This is a genomic window from Dechloromonas hortensis (genome assembly GCF_009469765.1).
In the GTDB taxonomy this organism is placed as follows: domain Bacteria; phylum Pseudomonadota; class Gammaproteobacteria; order Burkholderiales; family Rhodocyclaceae; genus Azonexus; species Azonexus hortensis.
The window spans coordinates 605,829-626,737 of record NZ_SSSQ01000001.1; the positions used below are offsets into that span (position 1 = coordinate 605,829).

Annotated in this window: 23 protein-coding genes; 13 read left to right on the plus strand and 10 right to left on the minus strand. The window is 65.4% G+C overall.

The annotated features are described in order from the left end of the window. Positions 1 to 4: 4 nt before the first annotated feature. Genes ptsN through recA form a run of 6 tightly spaced genes read right to left on the minus strand, consistent with a single transcriptional unit; the run spans position 5 to position 4,541 of the window. The gene (ptsN, locus tag GH663_RS03010) at positions 5 to 451 is read right to left on the minus strand and encodes a PTS IIA-like nitrogen regulatory protein PtsN (protein WP_153130221.1); all 447 of its coding nucleotides are present in this window, start codon (positions 449 to 451) and stop codon (positions 5 to 7) included. Positions 452 to 505: 54 nt separating this feature from the next. After that, on the minus strand, positions 506 to 829 hold the full coding sequence (gene hpf / locus GH663_RS03015) for a ribosome hibernation-promoting factor, HPF/YfiA family (protein ID WP_066885709.1): 324 nt from the start codon (positions 827 to 829) through the stop codon (positions 506 to 508). Between the two features lie 15 nt (positions 830 to 844). Further along, positions 845 to 2,314 carry an RNA polymerase factor sigma-54 gene (locus tag GH663_RS03020; RefSeq protein WP_153130222.1) on the minus strand — a complete coding sequence of 490 codons (1,470 nt, stop codon included), beginning with the start codon at positions 2,312 to 2,314 and terminating at the stop codon, positions 845 to 847. Between the two features lie 28 nt (positions 2,315 to 2,342). Next, a complete protein-coding gene (gene lptB, locus GH663_RS03025) occupies positions 2,343 to 3,080 on the minus strand; it encodes an LPS export ABC transporter ATP-binding protein (protein WP_066885703.1) in 738 nt (245 codons plus the stop codon). Then, positions 3,077 to 3,520, minus strand: coding sequence for a recombination regulator RecX (gene recX / locus GH663_RS03030; protein ID WP_153130223.1), 444 nt, complete (start codon positions 3,518 to 3,520; stop codon positions 3,077 to 3,079). Before recX ends, lptB begins: the two co-directional genes overlap by 4 nt. After that, positions 3,513 to 4,541, minus strand: a complete 1,029-nt coding sequence (gene recA, locus GH663_RS03035) for a recombinase RecA (RefSeq protein ID WP_066885698.1) — start codon at positions 4,539 to 4,541, stop codon at positions 3,513 to 3,515. The genes recX and recA overlap by 8 nt, the downstream gene beginning before the upstream one ends. Positions 4,542 to 4,785: 244 nt before the next feature. On the opposite strand from recA, the gene GH663_RS03040 reads away from it, so the two are divergent. The 8 genes from GH663_RS03040 to GH663_RS03075 all read left to right on the plus strand — a co-directional run bounded on the left by GH663_RS03040 (position 4,786) and on the right by GH663_RS03075 (position 13,106). Then, the gene (locus GH663_RS03040; RefSeq protein ID WP_153130224.1) at positions 4,786 to 5,085 is read left to right on the plus strand and encodes a DUF1330 domain-containing protein; all 300 of its coding nucleotides are present in this window, start codon (positions 4,786 to 4,788) and stop codon (positions 5,083 to 5,085) included. A gap of 11 nt (positions 5,086 to 5,096) precedes the next feature. After that, positions 5,097 to 5,750 (plus strand): RluA family pseudouridine synthase, encoded by a 654-nt coding sequence (locus tag GH663_RS03045; RefSeq protein WP_153130225.1) that lies wholly within the window; start codon positions 5,097 to 5,099, stop codon positions 5,748 to 5,750. Between the two features lie 84 nt (positions 5,751 to 5,834). Beyond that, positions 5,835 to 7,376, plus strand: a complete 1,542-nt coding sequence (locus GH663_RS03050; RefSeq protein WP_153130226.1) for a high affinity choline transporter 1 — start codon at positions 5,835 to 5,837, stop codon at positions 7,374 to 7,376. A 68-nt stretch (positions 7,377 to 7,444) separates the two neighbouring features. After that, positions 7,445 to 8,503 carry a VanZ family protein gene (locus tag GH663_RS03055; RefSeq protein WP_153130227.1) on the plus strand — a complete coding sequence of 353 codons (1,059 nt, stop codon included), beginning with the start codon at positions 7,445 to 7,447 and terminating at the stop codon, positions 8,501 to 8,503. Continuing rightward, positions 8,452 to 11,157, plus strand: coding sequence for a cation-translocating P-type ATPase (locus GH663_RS03060; protein ID WP_153130228.1), 2,706 nt, complete (start codon positions 8,452 to 8,454; stop codon positions 11,155 to 11,157). The genes GH663_RS03055 and GH663_RS03060 overlap by 52 nt, the downstream gene beginning before the upstream one ends. Before the next feature lie 41 nt (positions 11,158 to 11,198). Next, positions 11,199 to 11,507: a (2Fe-2S) ferredoxin domain-containing protein gene (locus tag GH663_RS03065; RefSeq protein WP_066885681.1), complete on the plus strand. Its 309-nt coding sequence runs from the start codon at positions 11,199 to 11,201 to the stop codon at positions 11,505 to 11,507. Between the two features lie 4 nt (positions 11,508 to 11,511). Next, on the plus strand, positions 11,512 to 12,150 hold the full coding sequence (locus GH663_RS03070) for an alpha/beta hydrolase (protein ID WP_153130229.1): 639 nt from the start codon (positions 11,512 to 11,514) through the stop codon (positions 12,148 to 12,150). Between the two features lie 17 nt (positions 12,151 to 12,167). Then, positions 12,168 to 13,106 (plus strand): ATP-binding cassette domain-containing protein, encoded by a 939-nt coding sequence (locus tag GH663_RS03075; protein WP_170291319.1) that lies wholly within the window; start codon positions 12,168 to 12,170, stop codon positions 13,104 to 13,106. A gap of 55 nt (positions 13,107 to 13,161) precedes the next feature. Here GH663_RS03075 and GH663_RS03080 read toward each other — a convergent pair whose 3' ends face one another. The 3 genes from GH663_RS03080 to GH663_RS03090 all read right to left on the minus strand — a co-directional run bounded on the left by GH663_RS03080 (position 13,162) and on the right by GH663_RS03090 (position 15,464). Next, the gene (locus GH663_RS03080; protein ID WP_153130230.1) at positions 13,162 to 13,515 is read right to left on the minus strand and encodes a YkgJ family cysteine cluster protein; all 354 of its coding nucleotides are present in this window, start codon (positions 13,513 to 13,515) and stop codon (positions 13,162 to 13,164) included. After that, positions 13,512 to 15,083: a B12-binding domain-containing radical SAM protein gene (locus tag GH663_RS03085; RefSeq protein WP_153130231.1), complete on the minus strand. Its 1,572-nt coding sequence runs from the start codon at positions 15,081 to 15,083 to the stop codon at positions 13,512 to 13,514. Before GH663_RS03085 ends, GH663_RS03080 begins: the two co-directional genes overlap by 4 nt. A 102-nt stretch (positions 15,084 to 15,185) precedes the next feature. Beyond that, a complete protein-coding gene (locus tag GH663_RS03090; RefSeq protein WP_153130232.1) occupies positions 15,186 to 15,464 on the minus strand; it encodes a hypothetical protein in 279 nt (92 codons plus the stop codon). A 273-nt stretch (positions 15,465 to 15,737) separates the two neighbouring features. Here GH663_RS03090 and GH663_RS03095 point away from each other — a divergent pair, with 273 nt between their 5' ends. From GH663_RS03095 to GH663_RS03105, 3 genes are read left to right on the plus strand one after another with little or no spacing between them, the layout of a single operon-like run. After that, positions 15,738 to 16,508 (plus strand): ABC transporter permease, encoded by a 771-nt coding sequence (locus GH663_RS03095; RefSeq protein ID WP_153130233.1) that lies wholly within the window; start codon positions 15,738 to 15,740, stop codon positions 16,506 to 16,508. Between the two features lie 9 nt (positions 16,509 to 16,517). Next, positions 16,518 to 16,850, plus strand: coding sequence for a divalent-cation tolerance protein CutA (gene cutA / locus GH663_RS03100; RefSeq protein WP_066885657.1), 333 nt, complete (start codon positions 16,518 to 16,520; stop codon positions 16,848 to 16,850). Further along, positions 16,847 to 18,604: a protein-disulfide reductase DsbD gene (locus GH663_RS03105; protein WP_153130234.1), complete on the plus strand. Its 1,758-nt coding sequence runs from the start codon at positions 16,847 to 16,849 to the stop codon at positions 18,602 to 18,604. The genes cutA and GH663_RS03105 overlap by 4 nt, the downstream gene beginning before the upstream one ends. Here GH663_RS03105 and GH663_RS03110 read toward each other — a convergent pair whose 3' ends face one another. Then, positions 18,605 to 19,312, minus strand: coding sequence for a phosphatase PAP2 family protein (locus GH663_RS03110; protein ID WP_066885654.1), 708 nt, complete (start codon positions 19,310 to 19,312; stop codon positions 18,605 to 18,607). It abuts the gene before it with no gap. Between the two features lie 90 nt (positions 19,313 to 19,402). Between GH663_RS03110 and GH663_RS03115 the strand changes: the two genes are divergently transcribed. Continuing rightward, the gene (locus tag GH663_RS03115; protein WP_066885651.1) at positions 19,403 to 19,639 is read left to right on the plus strand and encodes an acyl carrier protein; all 237 of its coding nucleotides are present in this window, start codon (positions 19,403 to 19,405) and stop codon (positions 19,637 to 19,639) included. 3 nt (positions 19,640 to 19,642) lie between these two features. After that, entirely contained in the window at positions 19,643 to 20,902 is a 1,260-nt protein-coding gene (locus GH663_RS03120; RefSeq protein ID WP_153130235.1) for a beta-ketoacyl-[acyl-carrier-protein] synthase family protein, read from the plus strand. The last annotated feature ends 7 nt before the right edge of the window (positions 20,903 to 20,909 follow it).

Sequence of the window (20,909 nt, forward strand, 5' to 3'; positions counted from 1 at the left end):
GGGATCAGGACTGGAAGAGGGCAACCACGCTCACCGCATCGGGTGCGGCGACGAGGGCCTCGCGGAAGCTGCGCTCGGCGAAGCGCTGGGCAAGCTCAGAGAGGATCTGCAAATGCTGCTCGGTCGCCTGTTCGGGAACGAGCAGGATAAACAGCAGATTGACCGGCCGGCCATCCGGCGAATCGAACGGCACCGGGGAGGACAATCGAATGAAGGCACCGGCGGCCTGCTTCAGGCCCTTGATGCGGCCATGCGGAATGGCGATCCCCTGGCCGAGGCCGGTGGAGCCAAGTTTTTCACGGGCGAAAAGGCTGTCGAAAACGACCGCGCGGGCAATGCCGAGATGATTCTCGAAAAGCATGCCGGCTTGTTCAAAGACCCGTTTCTTGCTGCTGGCTTCGAGGTCGAGAACCACCTGCGAGGCAGACAGAATGTTGTTTAGGGGGTTCATAAGGAAGTTTGGAAAAGCAAAGGCCGCGACAAAAGTGTCGCGGCCTGTCAGCCTTTATTCGGCCACGTAGTGCGCCGGCTTGTCACCGCGGTGATGATCCTGCACCTTCTGCTTGTACTTCTGGACCTGACGATCGAGCTTGTCAAATAGCGCGTCGATGGCGGCGTAAAGGTCGTCGCCGGACTCTTCGACGTGAATGTCCTTGCCCGGCACGTGAAGCGTGACTTCACCCTTCTGCTTGAGCTTTTCAACCGACAGAACGACGTTCACGCCGGTAACTTTGTCAAAATGGCGAACAACCGGGTCGAGCTTGTTTTCGACGTATTCGCGCAATGCCGGCGTAACTTCGATATGGTGACCAGCGATCTGCAGATTCATGCTTTTCTCCTCTCTCTACAGGGTCTTGCGTAAATTGACCGGCGGGATGTTGAGCGATTCACGGTATTTAGCGACCGTGCGTCGTGCGACAACGATTCCCTGCTGGCCTAGTATTTCGGATATTTGACTATCCGACAAGGGCTTCTTGCCATCCTCCGCTCCGATCAATTGCTTGATCAGGGCGCGGATGGCGGTGGCAGAGCAGGCACCACCGGTATCGGTGGCGACATGACTGCCGAAAAAGTACTTCAATTCAAAAATGCCGCGCGGCGTCGCCATGTATTTCTGGCTGGTGACGCGCGAGACTGTGGATTCATGCAGGCCGAGAATGTCGGCGATTTCGCGCAGGACCAGCGGCCGCATCGCCACTTCGCCATGCTCGAAAAACTGGCGTTGACGGTCGACAATGGCTTGCGTGACGCGATGAATGGTCTCGAAGCGCTGCTGCACGTTCTTGATCAGCCAACGTGCTTCCTGCAACTGGCCGGACAGATTACCGTTACCCCGGCGCTGCTTGGCGAGTATCTCCGCATACAGACGATTGATGCGCAGACGCGGGTAGGCATCCGGATTGATGTAGGCGGTCCATTTGCCCTTGAGCTTCTTCACCATCACGTCCGGCGTGATGTAGCGTGCCTCGATCTGCGCGAAGCGGGCGCCCGGCCGCGGGTTGAGACTGACGATCAGAGCCTGGGCGGCCTTTAGGATTTCATCATCGCAGCCGGTCAACCGGCGGATTTTGGTGAAATCGCGCGCCGCCAGCAATTCAAGGTGTTTTTCGACGATGACCAGGGCCAGCGCCCGCACAGCATCCACCGGCAAGGCCTTCAGTTGCAGCGCCAGGCATTCCTTCGGGCTACGGGCGCCGATACCGATCGGGTCGAAATTCTGGATATGGTGGAGGGCGATTTCGAGCTCTTCCAGCTCGATTTCGTATTCCGGCGGCAAGGTTTCCCACAGCTCTTCGAGCGGCGTCGACAGGTAGCCGTCATCATCGAGGGCTTCGATCAGGAAACGGACCAGGCTGCGGTCACGTTCGCTGAGCTGGGTCATGCCGAGTTGCCAGCCGAGATGGTCACGCAGGCTGATTGTTGCCGCATGCACGTCGTGCGAATCGCTGTCATCGTCCTCATCGCGGCCGGCCCCGGTAAAGGTACCGGCATCGGAGGTCCAGCGGTCATCGTCCACATCGGATGGCGTCATCGGCACATCCTGCTCGCGATCGTCGCGCGCATCCCGCTCTTCGCGCTCGACGCGCTGCTCCCGCTCACCTTCCTCGGTGCGCGGCGCATCGAACTGCTGGGCTGAGGCAAAGGATTCGTTGCCGCCGTCGTCGTCGCGTTCCAGCATCGGATTCTCGAGCAGGTAACGCTCAAGTTCCTGCTGCATTTCGACCGTAGACAGCTGTAACAGCTTGATCGACTGCTGCAACTGGGGCGTCAGCGCCAGATGCTGGGATAGTTTTAGTTGGAGTGCTGGCTTCATCAAATGGGATCTGGACGCTGCTTATCGGTCAGAGCTTGAAGTGCTCGCCGAGATAAACCTTACGCACGCTTTCATTATCGACGATTTCGTCCGGCCGTCCAGCAGCCAATACGCGCCCGGCACTAATAATATAGGCGTGGTCGCAGATACCCAGCGTTTCACGGACGTTGTGATCGGTGATCAGCACGCCGATGCCGCGCTCCTTCAGGAAGCGAATGATTTTCTGGATTTCCAGCACCGCAATCGGGTCGACCCCGGCAAAGGGTTCGTCGAGCAGGATGAAACGCGGATTGGTGGCCAGGGCGCGGGCGATTTCGACCCGCCGCCGCTCACCGCCGGAAAGGGCGGCCGCATTGACGTGCCGAACATGGTTGATGTGCAGCTCTGCAAGCAAGCCCTCAAGCCGGTCATCAAGCTCCTTGGCCGGCAGCTTGAGCAGTTCGAGCACCGCCCGGATATTTTCCTCGACGTTCAGCTTGCGGAAGACAGAGGCTTCCTGCGGCAGGTAGGACAAGCCCTGGCGCGCCCGGTTGTGCATCGGCAGATGGGTCAGCTTGGCATCGTCGATATAGACGTCACCACCATCGGCCGGCACCAGGCCGACAATCATGTAGAAACAGGTGGTCTTGCCGGCCCCGTTCGGGCCGAGCAGGCCGACCACTTCACCGCTCTTGACCTCGAAGGAGACGTCCTCGACCACGGTCCGCGCCTTGTAGCGCTTTTTCAGGTTGAGGGCAGCGAGGGTGGAAACTTGGGTGTCGCTCATTCATCCGCTCCGCGCATTACCCGGCGAATCGCCTCGCCGGAGAAGCCGCGATATTGCAAAAAACGCATCTGTTTGGCCCGCTCTTCCGCGCTCTGCGGCAATTCGCGGAATTTTCTCGCCCACACCGCCCGGCAGCGTTCGGCTTCGTCACCGCCTTCGGGCAGGGCGGCGGCGATATCGTCGTCACCGACTCCCTTCTGGCGCAATTCCTGTTTCAGCCGGGCATTGCCATAACGCCCGGCACGGGCGACGACGCGCTGGGTGGCGAAGCGATTGTCCGAGAGCAGGCGTTCGGCCTGCAGGGCGTCGAGCACGGCCTCCAACTGCTCGGCCGACTCCGCTTGCGCGGCGAGCTTGCTCATCAACTCGGCCCGGCTGTGATCACGCCGGGTAAGCAGTCGAAGAGCAGCAACTCGCAACGCAACAGCCGGATCAGGCATCCGTCTTCGCCGCCTTGACCGGCTTGATGACGTTGGTGCTGGCAGCCTCGCGGATGCCGGCTTCGATTTCCTGGGCGATTTCCGGGTGGCTGCGCAGGAATTCGCGCGCATTGTCCTTGCCTTGGCCGATCTTTTCGCCCTTGTAGGCATACCAGGCACCGGACTTGTCGACCAGCTTGTGGGCGACGCCCATTTCGACGATTTCGCCCTGACGGGAAATGCCTTCGCCGTACAGGATGTCGAAGATGGCTTCGCGGAACGGCGGAGACACCTTGTTCTTGACGACCTTGACCTTGGTTTCGCTGCCGATCACCTCGTCGCCCTTCTTGATCGAGCCGATGCGGCGGATGTCGAGGCGGACGGAGGCGTAGAACTTCAGCGCGTTGCCGCCGGTCGTCGTTTCCGGCGAACCGAACATGACGCCGATTTTCATCCGGATCTGGTTGATGAAGATGACCAGCGTGTTGGTCTTCTTGATATTGGCGGTCAGCTTGCGCAGGGCCTGGCTCATCAGGCGGGCGTGCAGGCCGACCATCTGGTCGCCCATTTCGCCTTCGATTTCGGCGCGCGGGGTGAGGGCGGCGACCGAGTCGACGATGATGATGTCGACCGAGCCGGAACGGACCAGCATGTCGGCGATTTCGAGCGCCTGTTCGCCAGTATCGGGCTGCGAAATGAGCAGTTCGCCGACATTGACGCCGAGCTTCTGGGCGTATTGCGGGTCGAGGGCGTGTTCGGCATCGATGAAGGCGGCCGTACCGCCGAGTTTCTGCATTTCGGCAACGACCTGCAGACAGAGCGTGGTCTTGCCGGAGGATTCCGGACCGTAGATTTCGACAACACGGCCGCGCGGCAGGCCGCCGACGCCGAGAGCAATATCGAGACCGAGGGAACCGGTCGACACGACCTGGATACCTTCGTCGATTTCGGCGTCGCCCATCTTCATGATGGAACCTTTGCCGAACTGCTTTTCAATCTGTTGCAGCGCTGCGGCGAGCGCCTTTGCCTTGTTGTCGTCCATGGGCATACCTCGGAAATTTGACGGGATTATGGCACAGGGGCCAAAGATGGAATAGAAATTGCAGAAGCCGGAATTTGTCCTTATGCCGTTGGACACCCCGCGGCACGGTGCGTATCCTTTCGGCCCGGCGCCGGGAACGAAATGCTTCGCCCGCCCACCCCAAACTCGACTACTGTTTATATGTACAGTTATACCTGTACGGCTCATCCGGCGCAAGCCCGGACCGCACGCGAAGGATATTTTCATGGCTGAAGCCCCCCACGCCGCTTATGTCATCGGCCACATCAGCGTCAAGGATGCCGAAAAATGGGCGGCCTACCGCAGCGCCGTGCCGGCCACGCTGGCCCCATGGCAGGCCGAACTGGTGCTGCGCGGCACGCTGACGGAGGTCCTTACCGGCAGCCACGCACACAGCGACACGGTGGTCATCCGCTTTCCCGACCGGGCCTCGGTTGACGGCTGGTACCAGTCGGCTGCCTATCAGGCGCTGATTCCGCTGCGCAGCGCCGCAGCCGACCTCGATCTGGTCGTTTTCGAGTCCTGAGCCGGTCCGCCGTGGTCGCCTATTGCCCGCCGCCGCATAGCGGCCTCGACCTGGTCTACCAGGATGATTACCTGCTGGCGGTCAACAAGCCGGCCGGGCTGCTTTCGGTACCGGGCCGCGGCGCCGGCATGGATGACTGCCTGGTGGCGCGGGTCCAGGCCGAGTTTCCCGATGCGCTGATCGCCCACCGCCTCGACATGTCGACCTCCGGCCTGCTGTTGCTGGCGCGTGGCGCCGAAATGCACCGGCGCCTGTCCAAACTGTTCGAAACGCGGCAGGTGGAAAAGCGTTATCTGGCCGTCGTCGCCGGTTGTCTGGGCAATGATGCCGGGGAGATCGATCTGCCGCTGATCTGCGACTGGCCGAACCGCCCCCGGCAGATGGTCGATTTCGCAATCGGCAAGCCGTCGCTGACCCACTATCGTGTCCTCGAACGGAACCCGGCGCAGGACACGACGCGGGTCGAACTGGCCCCGGTCACCGGCCGTTCGCACCAGTTGCGGGTGCATATGGCCAGCCTCGGCCACCCGATTCTCGGCGACGACCTCTATGGCGGCGCCGCCACCGAGCGGGCCGAACGTCTGCTGCTGCATGCCATGGATTTATGCCTGCCGCACCCGTCGACCGCAGCACTGCTCAGCCTGCACTGTCCGCCACCGTTCTGATCGACGCGCGGCCTGCAGCGCAGCCGCGCAATAACCTTATAATTCCCGCGTTTTCAACCCCTTGCCCCGGTCGACCGCGCGCATATGCTGATCTGGTTCGTCGTTCTCTATCTGCTCGTTTCCATCGGCATCGGCCTCTTTGCCGCGACCCGCGTCCATAGCGCCAAGGACTTCGCCGTCGCCGGCCGCCATCTACCGCTGCCGGTCGTCACCGCCACCGTTTTCGCCACCTGGTTCGGCGCCGAAGCGGTGTTCGGCGTTTCGGCAACCTTCGTCAAGGAGGGCCTGACCGGCGTCGTCGCCGACCCCTTCGGCTCGTCGATGTGCTTGATCATCGCCGGCGTCTTCTTCTCGCGGAAGCTCTACAAGCTCAACATCCTGACCCTCGGCGACTATTTCCGGCTGCGCTACAACCGCACGGTCGAGGTGCTGACCACGCTCTGCATCGTCGCCTCCTACCTCGGCTGGGTGTCGGCCCAGATCAAGGCGCTCGGCCTCGTTTTCAACGTCGTCACCGCCGGCTACGTCAGTCAGACGGCCGGCATGATCCTCGGTGCAGCCATCGTACTGACCTACACCACCTTCGGCGGCATGCTCTCGGTCGCCATCCTCGATTTCGTCCAGATGGGCGTCATCATGGGCGGCATGCTGTACATCGGCTACGTCGTTTCCGGCCTGACCGGCGGTGTCGAACTGGTCATCAACCACGCCTCGGCGGCCGGCAAGCTCGATTTCTTCCCGCCGCCCGACCCGTGGCTGTGGCTGACCTTCCTGGGCGCCTGGATCACCATGATGCTCGGTTCGATTCCGCAGCAGGACGTCTTCCAGCGCATCACCTCGGCCAAGAGTCAAAAAATCGCGCTGTGGGGCTCGATCCTTGGTGCCTCGATCTATTTCTGCTTCACCTTCGTGCCGATGTTCATCGCCTACTCGGCGACGCTGATCGACCCCGAACTGTTCAACGGCCTGCTGCAGACCGACTCGCAACTGGTGCTGCCGACCCTGGTCCTGCAACACACCCCGGTCTTCGCCCAGGCGATCTTCTTCGGCGCCGTGCTGTCGGCGATCATGAGCTGCTCGTCGGCCACCTTGCTGGCGCCGTCGGTCGCATTTTCCGAGAACATCGTCCGCGGCTTTTTCCCGCACATGGGCGACCACCAGTTCCTGAAGGTGATGCGCGCCTCGATCGTCATATTCGCCGGCATCGTCCTCGGCTTCGCGCTGTACTCCAGCGCCAGCATCTTCAAGATGGTCGAGAACGCCTACAAGGTGACGCTGGCCGGCGCCTTCGTGCCGCTTTTCTTCGGCGCCTTCTGGAAACGGGCGACGACGCAGGGTGCCCTGGCCGCGATCATCGGCGGCCTGTCCGCCTGGCTGCTGGTCGAAGCATTGGTCAGCACCGGCGGTGCGCGGACCGGCGACTACGCCTACGCGCTGGCCGGGGCAGGGCAGTTGGTGCCGCCGCAACTGATCGGCCTCGCCGTCAGCATGCTCGGCATGCTCCTCGGTTCGCTGTTGCCGCAATGGGTCGGCCGGCCGACGCCGCCGGTCGACATCCACGCCGTACTGCATCACCGGGCGGCGGCGGAAACCCAGCACACGACCGAGCACCCGCACCAGCACTAGGCGTGACACGCCAAAGGCAGTGCAGATAAGGGCTGACGTCCTCGCCGATAGCCCATAAAATCGGGCTCATGACCCAGCACGGCCGCGGCCCCATCCTTCTCGCCCGTTACCTTGCGCTGGCCTGGTGCGGGCTGGTGATCTACGGCAGCCTGCATCCGTTTACCGGCTGGCGCGATAGCGGCGTTTCGCCGTTTGCTTTCGTCGAGGGCGGCTGGCCACGTTACTGGACCATCTTCGACCTGGCCGCCAATGTCGCGGTCTACCTGCCGCTCGGCTTTTTTCTGACCCTTGCCCTCGACCGGCTGCCCGGCCGCTTCACCGCCCCGATCCTCGCCGTGCTGCTCGCCGGTGGGGTCAGCTTCGGGCTGGAAAGTGCGCAGACCTGGCTACCGTCACGCGTCCCGTCCAATCTCGATCTCGCCTGCAACAGCCTGGGCGGGCTGCTTGGGGCACTCTGGGCGCAGACGGTCGGGCCGCGTGTTTTCGCCCGCCTGGCGGCACTGGAACACCGGCTGATTGCGCCGGTACCGCACGCCGAACTCGGCCTGACCCTGCTCGGTCTCTGGCTGCTCGTGCCGTTGTCGCCGGAAACCCTGCTTTTCGGTGCCGGCGACCTGCGCCAAACGCTCGGCCTGGTCGGCGCGGTGCCTTTCGCCGCCGAGAGTTTCATGCTGATCGAGGCCAGCATCACCGCCTTCAATGCAGTCGCCGTCGGCCTCATCATTCGCCAGCTGACGGCACGGACGCTATGGGCCTACCTGGTCGTACCGCTCTTCCTGCTCCTCGGCCTGGTCGTCCGCACACTGGCCTCGGCGATCCTGATCAATCCCGGCGAAGCGCTGGCCTGGCTAACGCCCGGCGCCCAGATGGGTTTGCTCGTCGCGACACTCTTTCTCGCCATTGCCATCGCGTTGCCGGCGACGCCCCGCCTGATGCTGGCCGCCCTGGCGCTGATGGCGGCCACCGTGCTGGTCAATCTCGCCCCGCCCAACCCGTACTCGATGGCCGCACTGGCCACCTGGCGGCAGGGGCACTTCCTGAACTTCAACGGCCTGACCCGATTGGTAGGTACGCTATGGCCCTTCATGACCCTGCCGTTTCTGCTGCTGACCAGCCGTCGACCGTAGCCTGGCATGCGCTGGGCGCCGAGCAGGCGGCGCAGCAACTGAACGTCGATTGCTCGACCGGTTTGAGCGACGGCGAGGTCGCCGAGCGCCTGGCCCGGCACGGCCCCAACCTGATGACGGAAACGCCCGGCAAGCCGGCCTGGCGGCGCCTGCTCGATCAATTGTTGCAGCCGCTGGTCCTCGTCCTGATTGCCGCCGGCAGCATCACTGCCGGCCTCGGCGAATGGACCGACGCCAGCGTCATTCTCGGCGTCGTGCTGGTCAATGCCGGCATCGGCTACTGGCAGGAAGCCAAGGCCGAAGGGGCGCTCGCCGCACTGGCCCGCAGTGTCGCGACACCGGTCACCGTGCGCCGGGGCGGCCACCGGCAGCAGCTCGACGCCAGCCGGCTGGTTCCCGGCGATGTCGTCATTCTCGCCGCCGGCGACCGCATTCCGGCCGACCTCCGCCTGTTCCAGCAGCGCGAACTACATACCGACGACTCGATGCTGACCGGCGAATCGCTGCCGGTCGGCAAACACACCGACCCGCTGGCCGATGACACGCTGCTCGCCGAACGCGCCAACATGGCCTATGCCGGGACCACTGTCGTGGCCGGACAGGGCGCCGGGCTGGTCATCGCCACCGGCGACGCCACCGAAACCGGGCGCATCGCCGGCCTGATCGCCAGCGCTCCGGAAATGACGACACCGCTGACCCGCAAGATGGCGACCTTTTCCAACTGGCTGCTCTGGGCGATCGGCGGCCTGGCCCTGCTCACCTTCGGCGTCGGCCTGGCCCGCGGCGAAGCCGCCTTCGACATGTTCATGGCGGCGGTGGCGCTGGCCGTCGGTGCCATCCCGGAAGGCCTGCCGGCTGCCGTCACCGTGACGCTGGCGATCGGCGTCGCCCGCATGGCCAAACGGCGCGCCATCATCCGTCGCCTGGCGGCCGTCGAAACGCTGGGCAGCACGACCGTCATCTGTTCCGACAAGACCGGCACGCTGACCGAAAATGCGATGACGGTACGCATGCTGTGGACGGCTGGCCTGGGCTACGCCGTCAGCGGTCACGGCTACACCCCGGACGGCGCCATCACGCACGACGGCTTGCCGGCCCGCATCGACGGCGCCCTGCGCGAATGCCTGGTCGCCGGTGCGCTGTGCAACGAGGCCAGCCTGCGCCGCGACGGCCCGCACTGGCAGATCACCGGCGACCCGACCGAAGCCGCGCTGCTGGTCGCTGCCCGCAAGGGCGGGCTCGACGAGCACACGCTGCGCGCGCTGTTCCCGCGCCGCGACGAACTGCCTTTCGATGCCTGCCGGCAATACATGGCAACCGCCCACCAGGGTGACGGCCAACCGCTGCTCTACGTCAAGGGCGCCCTCGAACGCCTGCTGCCGCTTTGTCGCGACCAGCTTGATGCGCGTGGCCAGCCGGTGGCGCTCGATGCGGCAGCGGTCGAAGCCATCGCCGAAGCCTATGCCGGGCAGGGCATGCGCGTCCTGCTGCTGGCCCGGCGCATTTTTGCCGAAAATTCGGCGTTGACCGCAGGCATGGTCGACGGGCTGACCCTGCTCGGCCTGGTCGGCATGATCGACCCGCCGCGCAAGGCGGCGATCGGCGCGATCCGGAACTGCCACTCGGCCGGCATCCGGGTCAAGATGATTACCGGCGACCATGCCGTCACCGCACTGGCCATTGCCCGCCAGATCGGTCTGCCGGCCGAGCGGGCGCTGACCGGCCGCGAACTGGCCGGACTCGACGAGGCGCAGCTGGCCGAGGTCGCCCAGCATACCGACGTCTTCGCCCGCGTCGAGCCGGAACAGAAGCTGCGCCTGGTGCGCGCCCTGCAAAGCCGGGGCGAGGTGGTGGCAATGACCGGCGACGGCGTCAATGACGCACCGGCGCTGAAGCAGGCCGACATCGGCATCGCCATGGGCCTCAGTGGCACCGAAGTGGCCAAGGAGGCCGCAGCGATGGTACTGACTGACGACAATTTCGCCAGCATCGAAGCGGCGGCGGAAGAGGGGCGGGGCGTCTGGGACAACCTGGTCAAGTTCATCACCTGGACGCTACCGACCAATTTCGGCGAAGGCCTGGTCATCGTCGCCGCCATCCTGTTCGGGGCGACGCTGCCGATCACGCCGCTGCAGATCCTGTGGATCAACATGACGACCGCCGTGCTGCTCGGCCTGACCCTGGCCTTCGAGCCGATCGAGCGCGGCATCATGCACCGGCCGCCACGCCGGCAGGCGACGCCGGTGCTCGATGGCGCACTGATCCGCCGCATCGTGCTGGTGTCGCTGCTGCTGCTCGGCGGCGCCTTTGGCCTCTTCCTGCGTGAACTGGCGCAGGGCCACACGCTGGCCGAAGCGCGAACCGTCGCGGTCAACGTCTTCGTCATGGTCGAAATGCTCTACCTCTTCAACTGCCGCTCGCTGAGCCGCGGCTTCTGGCAGCTCGGGCTATTTTCCAACCGCTGGTTCTGGGCCGGGCTGGCCGCCATGCTCGTCCTGCAATTGCTGCTCACCTACTGGCCGCCGCTCAACGCCGCCTTCCAGACGGCACCGATCGGCCGGCAGGAATGGCTGGAGATCGGCGCTTTTGCGCTGCTCAGCTCGCTGATCGTCGGCCTCGAAAAGCGCTGGAGTAACCGCCGGCGTTCCACGTGAAACCGGACCGCCTATAATTGCCGGCCGCAAAGGAGAAACTGATGAGCTACTTCCAACACCACGTCTTTGTCTGCACCAACCAGCGCGAAGCCGGCGAGCAATGCTGCAACAGCGTCGGCGGCTCGGAGATGTTCGCCTACGCCAAGGACCGCATCGGCGCCCTCAAGAAGAACGGCGCCGGCGCCATCCGCATCAACAAGGCCGGCTGCCTCGGCCGCTGCGACCAGGGCCCGGTGATGGTCGTCTATCCGGAAGAGACCTGGTATTCCTTCATCGACAAGGAAGACGTCGAGGAAATCATCCAGGAACACCTGCTCAACGGCCGCGTCGTCGAACGCCTGAAGCTCTGACACCATGAAAGCCCCCGAAGAGAAAATCGTCGTCGACGGCCCGGTCGGCAAGATCGACGTCATCATGGAACGCCCGGACGCGCCGCGCGGCATCGCGCTGATCGCCCACCCGCACCCGATGGGCGGCGGCGCCAATACCAACAAGGTCGCCTACACGCTGGCCCGCACTTTCGTCAGCCTCGGCTATGCCGCTTTCCGCCCGAATTTCCGCGGCGTCGGCGGTACGGAAGGCGAACATGACGAAGGCCGTGGCGAAACCGACGACCTGCTTGCCGTGCTCGACGAAGCCAAGCGCCGCTGCGGCGACCTGCCGGTCGCGCTGGCCGGCTTCTCGTTCGGCGCCTACTGCCAGACCCGCGCCGCCAAGCGCCTGGTCGAAGCCGGCCATCCGGCCCAGCGCCTGGTCCTGGTCGGCACCGCCGCCGGCCATGTCGAAGGCAGCCGCCAGTACGACACCGAAGCCGTGCCGCACGACACCATCGTCATCCACGGCGCCGACGACACGCTGGTGCCGCCGGCCAATGTCTATGCCTGGGCGCTGCCGCTCGACCTGCCGGTGATCATGGTGCCCGGCGCCGACCACTTCTTCCACCGTCGCCTGCACCTGATCCGCGACATCATCACCCGCGCCTGGCGGCACTAGTGCCAGCCTCTGAATCTATGGCACTGATGCCGGTCGTCGATTCGGCACTCAGCGTCAGCGGCCTGCGCAAGGTCTACGCCGGCACCGAGGTGGTGGCCGGCCTTTCCTTCGCCGTCGAGCCCGGCACCTGTTTCGGCCTGCTCGGCCCGAACGGGGCCGGCAAGACGACGACGCTGCGCCTCTGCCTCGGCCTGACGGCGCCGGACAGCGGCGAGATCGCGCTGAACGGCCACGCCATTCCCGCCGCCGCGCAGCAGGCGCGGGCCCGGGTCGGCGTCGTACCGCAGTTCGACAATCTCGACCCCGATTTCACGGCCAGCGAAAATCTGCTCGTCTTCGGCCGCTATTTCGGCCTGGCCGATGCCGAGGTCAAGGCGCGCATTCCGCAATTGCTCGAATTCGCCGGCCTGACCGGCAAGGCCGACGCCCGCATCGCGACGCTATCCGGCGGCATGAAGCGCCGGCTGACGCTGGCCCGGGCGCTGGTCAACAACCCGGACATCATTTTCCTCGACGAGCCGACGACCGGCCTCGACCCGCAGGCCCGCCACCTGATCTGGGACCGCCTGAAACAATTGAAGTCGGCCGGCAAGACGCTGATCCTGACCACCCATTTCATGGACGAGGCGGAGCGCCTGTGCGACCGGCTGATCGTCATCGATCATGGCCGCAAGATCAGCGAAGGCAGCCCGCGCCAGTTGATCGCCGAGCACATCGAACCGCAGGTCGTCGAAGTCTTCGACGAAGGCAGCCATGATCTGAGCGGCTTCGTCGCCGCCAACCGGCAACTGGCCGAACGCGTCGAGACGAGCGGCGAAACCGCCTTCTTCTACTGCCGCGAGCCGCAACAACTACTCGCCCGACTGGCCGAAGCCAGCGGCCTGCGCTACGTGCACCGCGCTTCCAACCTGGAAGACGTCTTCATCAAGCTGACCGGGCGCGAACTGCGCGATTAAACGGTTATTCCGGCGGTCGACCGGCTCAAAATGGCAAAAACCGCCAGTAACTGCCTCAGACCAGGATCTGCCGTTTGGCGGCGAAGTAGCGGTAGATCTGCTGCTCGATCGCCGGGTCGACCGGCGTTTCCGGCCGCCGGCCGCGCGGGCAGGGCAGTTGCGGCGTTGTCCCGAACAGGCGGCAGATCAGCGGCCGCTCCAGATAGACCTCGCAGCCGTGCTCGCCGAGATGCGGGCAATTCAGTTCGGCCAGCGCCGCCGCGTGCGCTGCCGCGCTTTTCACCGGCAGCCGCGCCATCTCCTCGCTGGAGGCGGTGACCGGGCCGCAACAGTCGTGACAGCCCGGCTCGCATTCAAAGGCCGGAATCTGCCGGCGGAAAAAGCGGATCTTCTGGCTGTCGGCACTCATCGAGCGACCCCGCCATGCCGGTCCTGGCGTTCGGCCAGTGCTCGGGCCGCGCGTGGCACCGGCTTGGCGCGCTCCTTCAGCAAGCCATGCAGACAGGCCGGGTTGGCGCGGGCGCCGCTGGCCAGGTAATCAGCGAGCAGCAGCGGGCGAACCTGCTCGGCGGCCAGCCCCCGCACCCCGGTCAGGTAATCGAACAGGCGGTCGACCAGCATTTCCGGCGTCAGGCCGCTGGTCAGCCCGGTCGTCTGCCACAGCCAGTCGGAGAGGGCGAGCAGGGCGGCGAACGGCGAGGGCGCGGCCAGTACCAGTGACAAGCTCTGCGGGAAGCGGCCGGAATTGGCCAGCAGATCCCAATAGCGAGCCAGCCGGGTAAAGCGCTGCACGGTGGGCCCGTCCACTGCCGCCGTCTGCAGCACGGTATAGGGCGGTGCCGTCTCGTAGACCATGCCGAATGCCGCGCTGTGCCGGGCAATCGGCGTGCCGCGCAGGCGCTTCAGCACGCCGAGCTGGATTTCGTGCGGGCGTAGCGCATACAGCCGGTCGAAGCCTTCGCCAAAGCTGGCCAGCGTTTCGCCGGGCAAGCCGAAGATGAGGTCGGTATGCAGGTGGGCGTGGCTGTGATTGACGAGCCAGTCGAGGTTGGCGCAGGTCTTGTCGTTGTCCTGGCGGCGCGAAATGCGCTGCTGGACGGCCGGGTCGAAGGTCTGGATGCCGACCTCGAACTGCAGCACGCCGGGCGGGAAGCGGCCGATCATCGCCTTCAGGCGGTCCGGCAGATGGTCGGGCACGACTTCGAAATGCAGGAAGAGGTCAGGCGTCAGGCGGTCGAGGAAAAACTGCAGGATGCGCAGCGAGCTGTCGATCTTCAGGTTGAAGGTGCGGTCGACGAACTTGAAGTTGCGGGCGCCACGCTGGAACAGATCGTCCAGCGCCGCCAGGAAGCGCTCTTCCTCGAAAGCCCAGGCCGTCTTGTCGAGGGCGCTGAGACAGAACTCGCACTTGAACGGGCAGCCGCGCGAGGCTTCGACGTAGAGCAGGCGATGCGCCAGATCGTCGGCGCTGTACTCGGCGTAGGGCAGCTCGACCTGCTCAAGGCCCGCCTGTTCACCAGGGATCACCTTCATCAGCGGCGGCGGCCCATGGCGCAGGGCGCGGCACAGCTTGGGGAAACTAACGTCGCCCCAGCCGGTGATCAGGTGGTCGGCCAGGCGAACGATTTCCTGCTCTTCCCACTCATGGCTGACCTCGGGGCCGCCGAGCACGATCTTCAGCGCCGGGCGGGCCGCCTTCAGCAAGCGGACGACTTCGGTGGTCGCCGCGACATTCCAGATATAGACGCCGAAGCCGACGATCTGCGGCCGGCCATCGGCCGGCTCGCCCAGTTCGCCGAGCAGCGCCTCGACGATGGCCGGCGCCGGGCGGGCGATGGTGAATTCGCGCAATACCGTCGCCGCTCGCAGCTCGGCGCTGCCGTGGCGGGCCATGTTGGCGAGCAGGTAGCGCAGGCCGAGCGAGGCGTGGATGTACTTGGCGTTGAGCGTGCAGAGAATGATGGCGGGCGGCGACATGCCGGTATTTTGACATCCCGACCCCTGTTCCCGCGCTTTCCGGAGCATGCCTGCGGTCGACCGCCCCCGGCGGGCAAAAATGCCGGAGGCGGCCCGGCGCTTTTACCAGGCCCGGGCGCCCATCTTGTAATTGCGGGTTTCCTTGACCGCTTCCGGCTCGGCCAGCGGCAGCGGGACGAGCGGCACGAACAGTTCGCGCAGACGGAGGACCATGACCAGCAGGTCTTCGTCGAGCGCGGCTTCCTCGATCTCGGCCAGCCGCTCCCGGGCATAGGCCGGTTCGCGCTCAAGGCGCTCCAGGTCGACCGACTGGCTCAGCGAGCGTTTGACCATCAGTTTGAAACGGGCCATCAGCTGGGCCTTTTCGAGCTTTTCTTCCATCGTCTTGTCCTCTTGGGGCGCGGCCGTCCGGCACCGCGGGGGGATTGGTCGTGCACCGCAGCGAAAATCGTGCCGAATGCCAATTGCCTGCCGCAAGTTATTTAAAAACATGGTTTTATGATCACCCCGACCCAGCCAGGGCTGGCCGGGCATGCCTGCAACTGGTGCGGCCAGGGGCGGCGGACGGGCCGCGATGGTGCGCCGCAATAAAATCCGGGCCAGGCCGAACGCAGTAAAATGGCCGCCTCACCAATCGCTTCCGGGTCCGCCTGCATGTCCCTTGCTTCGCACAGTTTTCGCTGGTTTCCGGTCTGGCAGCGCAACTTCCTCGTCTGGCGCAAGCTGGCGCTGCCATCGATCCTCGGCAACCTGGCCGACCCGCTGATCTACATGCTCGGCCTCGGCTACGGCCTCGGCGCGCTGCTGCCGACGCTGGACGGCCAGCCCTATGTCGCCTTTCTCGCCGCCGGCACCGTCTGTGCCTCGACGATGAACGCAGCGACCTTCGAGGCCTTGTACTCATCGTTTTCGCGCATGCATGTGCAGAAAACCTGGGATGCCATCCTCAACACGCCGCTCGGCCTGACCGATGTCGTCGCCGGCGAACTGTTCTGGGCCGCCACCAAGTCGCTGTTCTCGGGCGCCGCCATTCTCGTCGTCATCAGCGTCATGGGCCTGAGCCACGGCCCGCTCGCGCTGTGGGCGCTGCCGGCCATCGTCCTGACCGGCCTAGCCTTTGCTGCGCTCGGCCTGATCTGGAATGCGCTGGCTCCGTCCTACGATTTCTTCATGTACTACTTCACCTTGTTCATCACGCCGATGACACTGATTTCCGGCGTCTTCTTCCCGACCGACCAGCTACCTAGCTGGCTGGCGTTGATCGGCGGCTGGCTGCCGCTGGCCCAGGGCGTCGCGCTGGTCCGCCCGCTGCTCGCCGGGCAGGTGCCGCCGAATGCCCTGATCCACATCATGGCGCTGCTGCTGACCAGCGTCGTAGCCTTCGCCATCGCGCTGCGCCTGACCCGCCGCCGCCTGCTCAAGTAGAATTCGCTGATGGAAGCCTTGCCCGAAACCCTGCTCGTTCTGACCAACTGCCCGGATGAAGAAACGGCCAACGCCATCGCGCTGGCCGTGGTCGAAGCCGGGCTCGCCGCCTGCGTCAATATCCTGCCGCGCGTCCAGTCGATCTATCGCTGGCAGGGCAAGGTCGAGTCGGCGACGGAAATCCCGCTGCTGATCAAGTCCACCGCCGCGCTCTATCCAGCGCTGCAGGCAGCCATCGCCCAGCGCCACCCGTACGATGTTCCCGAAATCATCGCGCTGCCCATCACGCGCGGCTTGCCGGCCTACCTGAACTGGGTGGCGGCGGAAACACTCCAATCATGATGCGCCTCCTGTTCGTCCTCCTTTCACTGCTGCTCTCGCTCGCCCACGCCGAGGAATTCCTCGATCCGGCCGTCGCCTTCAAGCCTTCGCTGAAGGCGCTCGACGGCCAGACCGTCGAAGTCAGCTACGAAATCGCCAAGGGCTACTACCTGTACCGCGACAAGTTCCGCTTCACCGTCGCCGGCGAGACGACGACGCTCGGCCAGCCGGTGTTGCCCAAGGGCAAGGAGAAGAACGACGACAATTTCGGCAAGGTCGAGGTCTATTACAAGAGCGTCGCCATCCGCCTGCCGGTCGAACGGAACGCCTCCGGCCCGCTGGCGCTGAAGCTGAACCTGACTTCGCAGGGCTGCGCCGATGCCGGCGTCTGCTACCCGCCGCAAACCCAGACCCTGACGGTCGACCTGCCCGATCCGGCCAGCACGCCCAGCCTGGGCGCCGCGGCCGCCGAAGGCGACGAAAGCGGCCAGATCGCCAGCACGCTGAAGGACGCCGGCTTCTGGGCCAATCTCGCCTTCTTCTTCATCGCCGGCCTCGGCCTGTCGCTGACCCCCTGCGTCTTCCCGATGATTCCCATCCTGTCCGGCATCATCGCCGGCCAGGGCCACAAGAACTCGCATGCCCGCGGCTTCGCGCTTTCGCTGGCCTACGTGCTGGGCATGGCGCTGACCTATGCCGCGGTCGGCGTCGCCGCCGGCCTGAGCGGCACGCTGGTCTCCGCCGCGCTGCAGAACCCGTGGGTGCTGGGCAGCTTCGCGCTGGTTTTCGTCGTCCTCTCCTTCTCGATGTTCGGCTTCTACGAACTGCAACTGCCGATCGCACTGCAAAGCAAGCTGTCGGAAGAATCCGGCCACCTGCAGGGCGGCCGCGGCCTCGGCGTCTTCGCGATGGGCGCGCTATCGGCGCTGATCGTCGGCCCCTGCGTCGCCGCCCCGCTGGCCGGCGCACTTCTCTACATCGGCCAGACCGGCGACGCCGTGCTTGGCGGCACCGCGCTCTTCGTGATGGCCATCGGCATGGGCATGCCGCTGCTCGCGGTCGGCCTGGCCGGCGGCTCGCTGCTGCCGAAAACCGGGCCGTGGATGGAAGCGGTCAAGAAGGGCTTCGGCGTGCTGTTGCTGGCCACCGCCGTCTGGCTGATCTCGCCGGTCATTCCGGCCGTCGTCCAGATGCTGGCCTGGGCCGCGCTGCTCATTATTCCGGCGATCTACCTGCACGCCCTCGATCCGCTGCCGCCGCATGCCAAGGGCTGGCCGCGCTTCTGGAAAGGCATCGGCATCGTCATGCTGCTGACCGGCGCCGCGCTGCTGATCGGTGCCCTGGCCGGTAGCCGCGACCCGCTGCAACCGCTGGCCGGCCTGCGCGCCGGACAGGGTGCCGTCACCACTGCCAGCAGCAAACTGCCTTTCGAGCCGGTCGCCTCGCTTGGCGAACTGGAACAGAAGGTCCTCGCCGCCGGCCAGCCGGTGATGCTCGATTTTTACGCCGACTGGTGCGTTTCCTGCAAGGAAATGGAGCGTTTTACCTTCACCGATCCGGCCGTGCAGGCCAAACTGGCCGGTTTCAAGCTGCTCAAGGCCGATGTCACGGCCAATAGCGCCGACGACAAGGCGCTACTCGCCCGTTTCGGCCTGTTTGGCCCGCCCGGCATCATCTTTTTCGATGCCCAGGGTCGCGAAATCAAGGGCCAGCGCATTGTCGGCTTCCAGGACGGCGCCACTTTCCTGGCCGCCCTGAACCGCGTTACCGGTTAATCAGATCGCGTCCTCGCCGGCCGCCGCCGTCACCTGGCGCAGCGACGGCCAGGCGAAGGCCAGGCCGACGATCAGACCGGCCACGACATCGAGCACGACATGCTGGCGAATCGCCACCGTCGACCACAGGATGGCCAGGCAATAGGCGATGCTTGAGCCGCGCAGCAGCAGCGGCGCCCCGACCCGGCGCAACAGCCGCTCCAGCCAGACTGCCGAGAACACAGCCGAAGCGACGTGCAGCGACGGGCAGGCGTTGCCCGAGGCATCCAGCCCCTTGATCAGCGCCATTTCCGGGTACTGCGCCCAGTCGATCAGGCTGGCCGGTACCGCCGTCGGCCACAGCCAGAAGGTGATCAGGCAGGACAGGCAGAGGGCGCCGATCCAGGCGCCGAACAGCAGCAGGGAACGCCGGCTGTTGAACAAGGCCGGCGGCAGCGAGACGTAGACCCAGAGCGAGGCATAGACCGGAAAGGCGGCCGGCGTAAAGGCGATCCACTCATCAACAGCGGTCAGCGGCATCACCGTCGGCGGCGTCACCGGGTTGCGCAGGATGGCGAAATAGGCCCAGAAAAAGAAGGCCATGAACAGCATCGTGCCCACCGCCTTGAGCGGCGCCAGCAGCACTAGCCGTGCAACGAGCTGTCGGTACCAGGGGGCTTGAATGGGCAACTCCACGAAGGGCGCGGCAAAGCGCTCGAAGGCAAACATGGTATCAAATCGTCCGGCCTTCTCGATCAGCCCGCTGCGCGGCGGGAAAATCTTTGGGAAACATGGGCTTTCGGATAAAATCCGCCCCCTATGGACTCCATCGGCCTGATTCGCGAATTCCTTGAAGAGCGCCTTGGCGTCGCCCCGGAAACAGTCGTTGCCGAGGCCCCGCTGGGCGAGCTCGGTGTCGACTCGCTGATGATGCTCGAACTGATCTTCGAGTTCGAAGACCGTTTCGGCGTCAAGCTGTCCAAAGACCTGAAAAGCCCCCGGACCGTTGGCGAGATGGTGTCGCTGATGGACCGGCTGCGCAGCCAGCAGCCCTGAGTCATGAGCCAGCGGCGGGTGGCGATTACTGGCCTGGGCCTGGTCAGTCCTTATGGTGGCGACCTCGCCGATTTCTTCGGCCGTCTGCTGGCCGGCGAATCGGCCGTCCGTTTCCTGCAGACTGAAGACATTCCCCGACCGCTGGCCATGCCCTTCGTCAGTTGCCCGGCCTTCGATGCCGAAGCCAGCCTCGGCCGGCCGCTGGCCGGCACCATGGACCGCTTCGCCCAGCTCGGCACCGCCGCCGCCTTCAGCGCCTGGGCCGATGCCGGCCTGGCCTGCGGTCAACCGGCTGAAAACGGCGAAAACCGCGAGCGCTGGGGCGTTTCCTGGGGCACCGCGCTGGGCGGCACGCTGGCCTACGAAAAAGGCTACAAGGAATTGTGGATCAAGGGCCGCGAACGTATTTCGCCGCTCTCGGTCATTCTAGGCATGAACAACGCGGCCAACGCCCACATCTCCATCCAGCTCGGCCTCGGCGGCGTCAGCATGAGCCACACCGTCGCCTGCGCCTCGTCGGCCATCGCCATCGGCGAAGCCTTCCGCCGGGTGCGCAGCGGCGAGGCCCCGGTCATGCTGACCGGCGGTTCCGACGTGCCGCAGGCCTATGGCGTCGCCCGCGCCTGGGAAGCCCTGCGCGTCCTGGCCAGCGGCGATGAAAAAACGGCGCCGCGCGCCTGCCGCCCGTTCAGCGCCGACCGCGACGGCCTGGTGCTGGGCGAGGGCGGAGCCGCCCTGGTTCTCGAAGACTGGGAGCACGCTGTCGCCCGCGGCGCCCGCATCCACGGCGAACTGATCGGCTACGGCACGACCTGCGACCACAGCCACCTGGTCCGCCCAGAAGCGGCCGGGCAGGTCCGCGCCCTGCACCTGGCACTGGCCGACGGCGGCCTGAGCCCGGCCGACATCGACTACGTCAACGCGCACGGCACGGCGACCGCCGAGGGCGACCCGGTCGAGATCGCCGCCCTGAAAACCGTCTTCGGCGACGCCGCCGGCCGCCTCGCGGTCAGCGGCACCAAGTCGATGCACGGCCACCAGCTCGGGGCGGCCGGCGCGGTCGAGGCCATCGTCACGGTACTGGCGCTGCGCGAGCAGGCCATTCCGCCCACCGCCCACCTCGCCGAGCTCGACCCGGCCTGCGCCGGGGTCGATCATGTGACCGCCGCCCGCCACGGCCAGCCCTTGCGCGCCGCACTCTCCAACTCCTTTGCCTTTGGCGGCAGCAACGCGGTCCTCGCGTTTCGCGCCGTCGCCCCTTGATCCCCGG

Bases quoted from the DNA above. Each gene is read 5' to 3' on its own strand.
- ptsN (WP_153130221.1), bottom strand. From the start codon at position 451: ATGAACCCCCTAAACAACATTCTGTCTGCCTCGCAGGTGGTTCTCGAC.
- hpf (WP_066885709.1), bottom strand. From the start codon at position 829: ATGAATCTGCAGATCGCTGGTCACCATATCGAAGTTACGCCGGCATTG.
- GH663_RS03020 (WP_153130222.1), bottom strand. From the start codon at position 2,314: ATGAAGCCAGCACTCCAACTAAAACTATCCCAGCATCTGGCGCTGACG.
- lptB (WP_066885703.1), bottom strand. From the start codon at position 3,080: ATGAGCGACACCCAAGTTTCCACCCTCGCTGCCCTCAACCTGAAAAAG.
- recX (WP_153130223.1), bottom strand. From the start codon at position 3,520: ATGCCTGATCCGGCTGTTGCGTTGCGAGTTGCTGCTCTTCGACTGCTT.
- recA (WP_066885698.1), bottom strand. From the start codon at position 4,541: ATGGACGACAACAAGGCAAAGGCGCTCGCCGCAGCGCTGCAACAGATT.
- GH663_RS03040 (WP_153130224.1), top strand. From the start codon at position 4,786: ATGGCTGAAGCCCCCCACGCCGCTTATGTCATCGGCCACATCAGCGTC.
- GH663_RS03050 (WP_153130226.1), top strand. From the start codon at position 5,835: ATGCTGATCTGGTTCGTCGTTCTCTATCTGCTCGTTTCCATCGGCATC.
- GH663_RS03055 (WP_153130227.1), top strand. From the start codon at position 7,445: ATGACCCAGCACGGCCGCGGCCCCATCCTTCTCGCCCGTTACCTTGCG.
- GH663_RS03060 (WP_153130228.1), top strand. From the start codon at position 8,452: ATGGCCCTTCATGACCCTGCCGTTTCTGCTGCTGACCAGCCGTCGACC.
- GH663_RS03065 (WP_066885681.1), top strand. From the start codon at position 11,199: ATGAGCTACTTCCAACACCACGTCTTTGTCTGCACCAACCAGCGCGAA.
- GH663_RS03070 (WP_153130229.1), top strand. From the start codon at position 11,512: ATGAAAGCCCCCGAAGAGAAAATCGTCGTCGACGGCCCGGTCGGCAAG.
- GH663_RS03075 (WP_170291319.1), top strand. From the start codon at position 12,168: ATGGCACTGATGCCGGTCGTCGATTCGGCACTCAGCGTCAGCGGCCTG.
- GH663_RS03080 (WP_153130230.1), bottom strand. From the start codon at position 13,515: ATGAGTGCCGACAGCCAGAAGATCCGCTTTTTCCGCCGGCAGATTCCG.
- GH663_RS03085 (WP_153130231.1), bottom strand. From the start codon at position 15,083: ATGTCGCCGCCCGCCATCATTCTCTGCACGCTCAACGCCAAGTACATC.
- GH663_RS03090 (WP_153130232.1), bottom strand. From the start codon at position 15,464: ATGGAAGAAAAGCTCGAAAAGGCCCAGCTGATGGCCCGTTTCAAACTG.
- GH663_RS03095 (WP_153130233.1), top strand. From the start codon at position 15,738: ATGTCCCTTGCTTCGCACAGTTTTCGCTGGTTTCCGGTCTGGCAGCGC.
- cutA (WP_066885657.1), top strand. From the start codon at position 16,518: ATGGAAGCCTTGCCCGAAACCCTGCTCGTTCTGACCAACTGCCCGGAT.
- GH663_RS03105 (WP_153130234.1), top strand. From the start codon at position 16,847: ATGATGCGCCTCCTGTTCGTCCTCCTTTCACTGCTGCTCTCGCTCGCC.
- GH663_RS03110 (WP_066885654.1), bottom strand. From the start codon at position 19,312: ATGTTTGCCTTCGAGCGCTTTGCCGCGCCCTTCGTGGAGTTGCCCATT.
- GH663_RS03115 (WP_066885651.1), top strand. From the start codon at position 19,403: ATGGACTCCATCGGCCTGATTCGCGAATTCCTTGAAGAGCGCCTTGGC.
- GH663_RS03120 (WP_153130235.1), top strand. From the start codon at position 19,643: ATGAGCCAGCGGCGGGTGGCGATTACTGGCCTGGGCCTGGTCAGTCCT.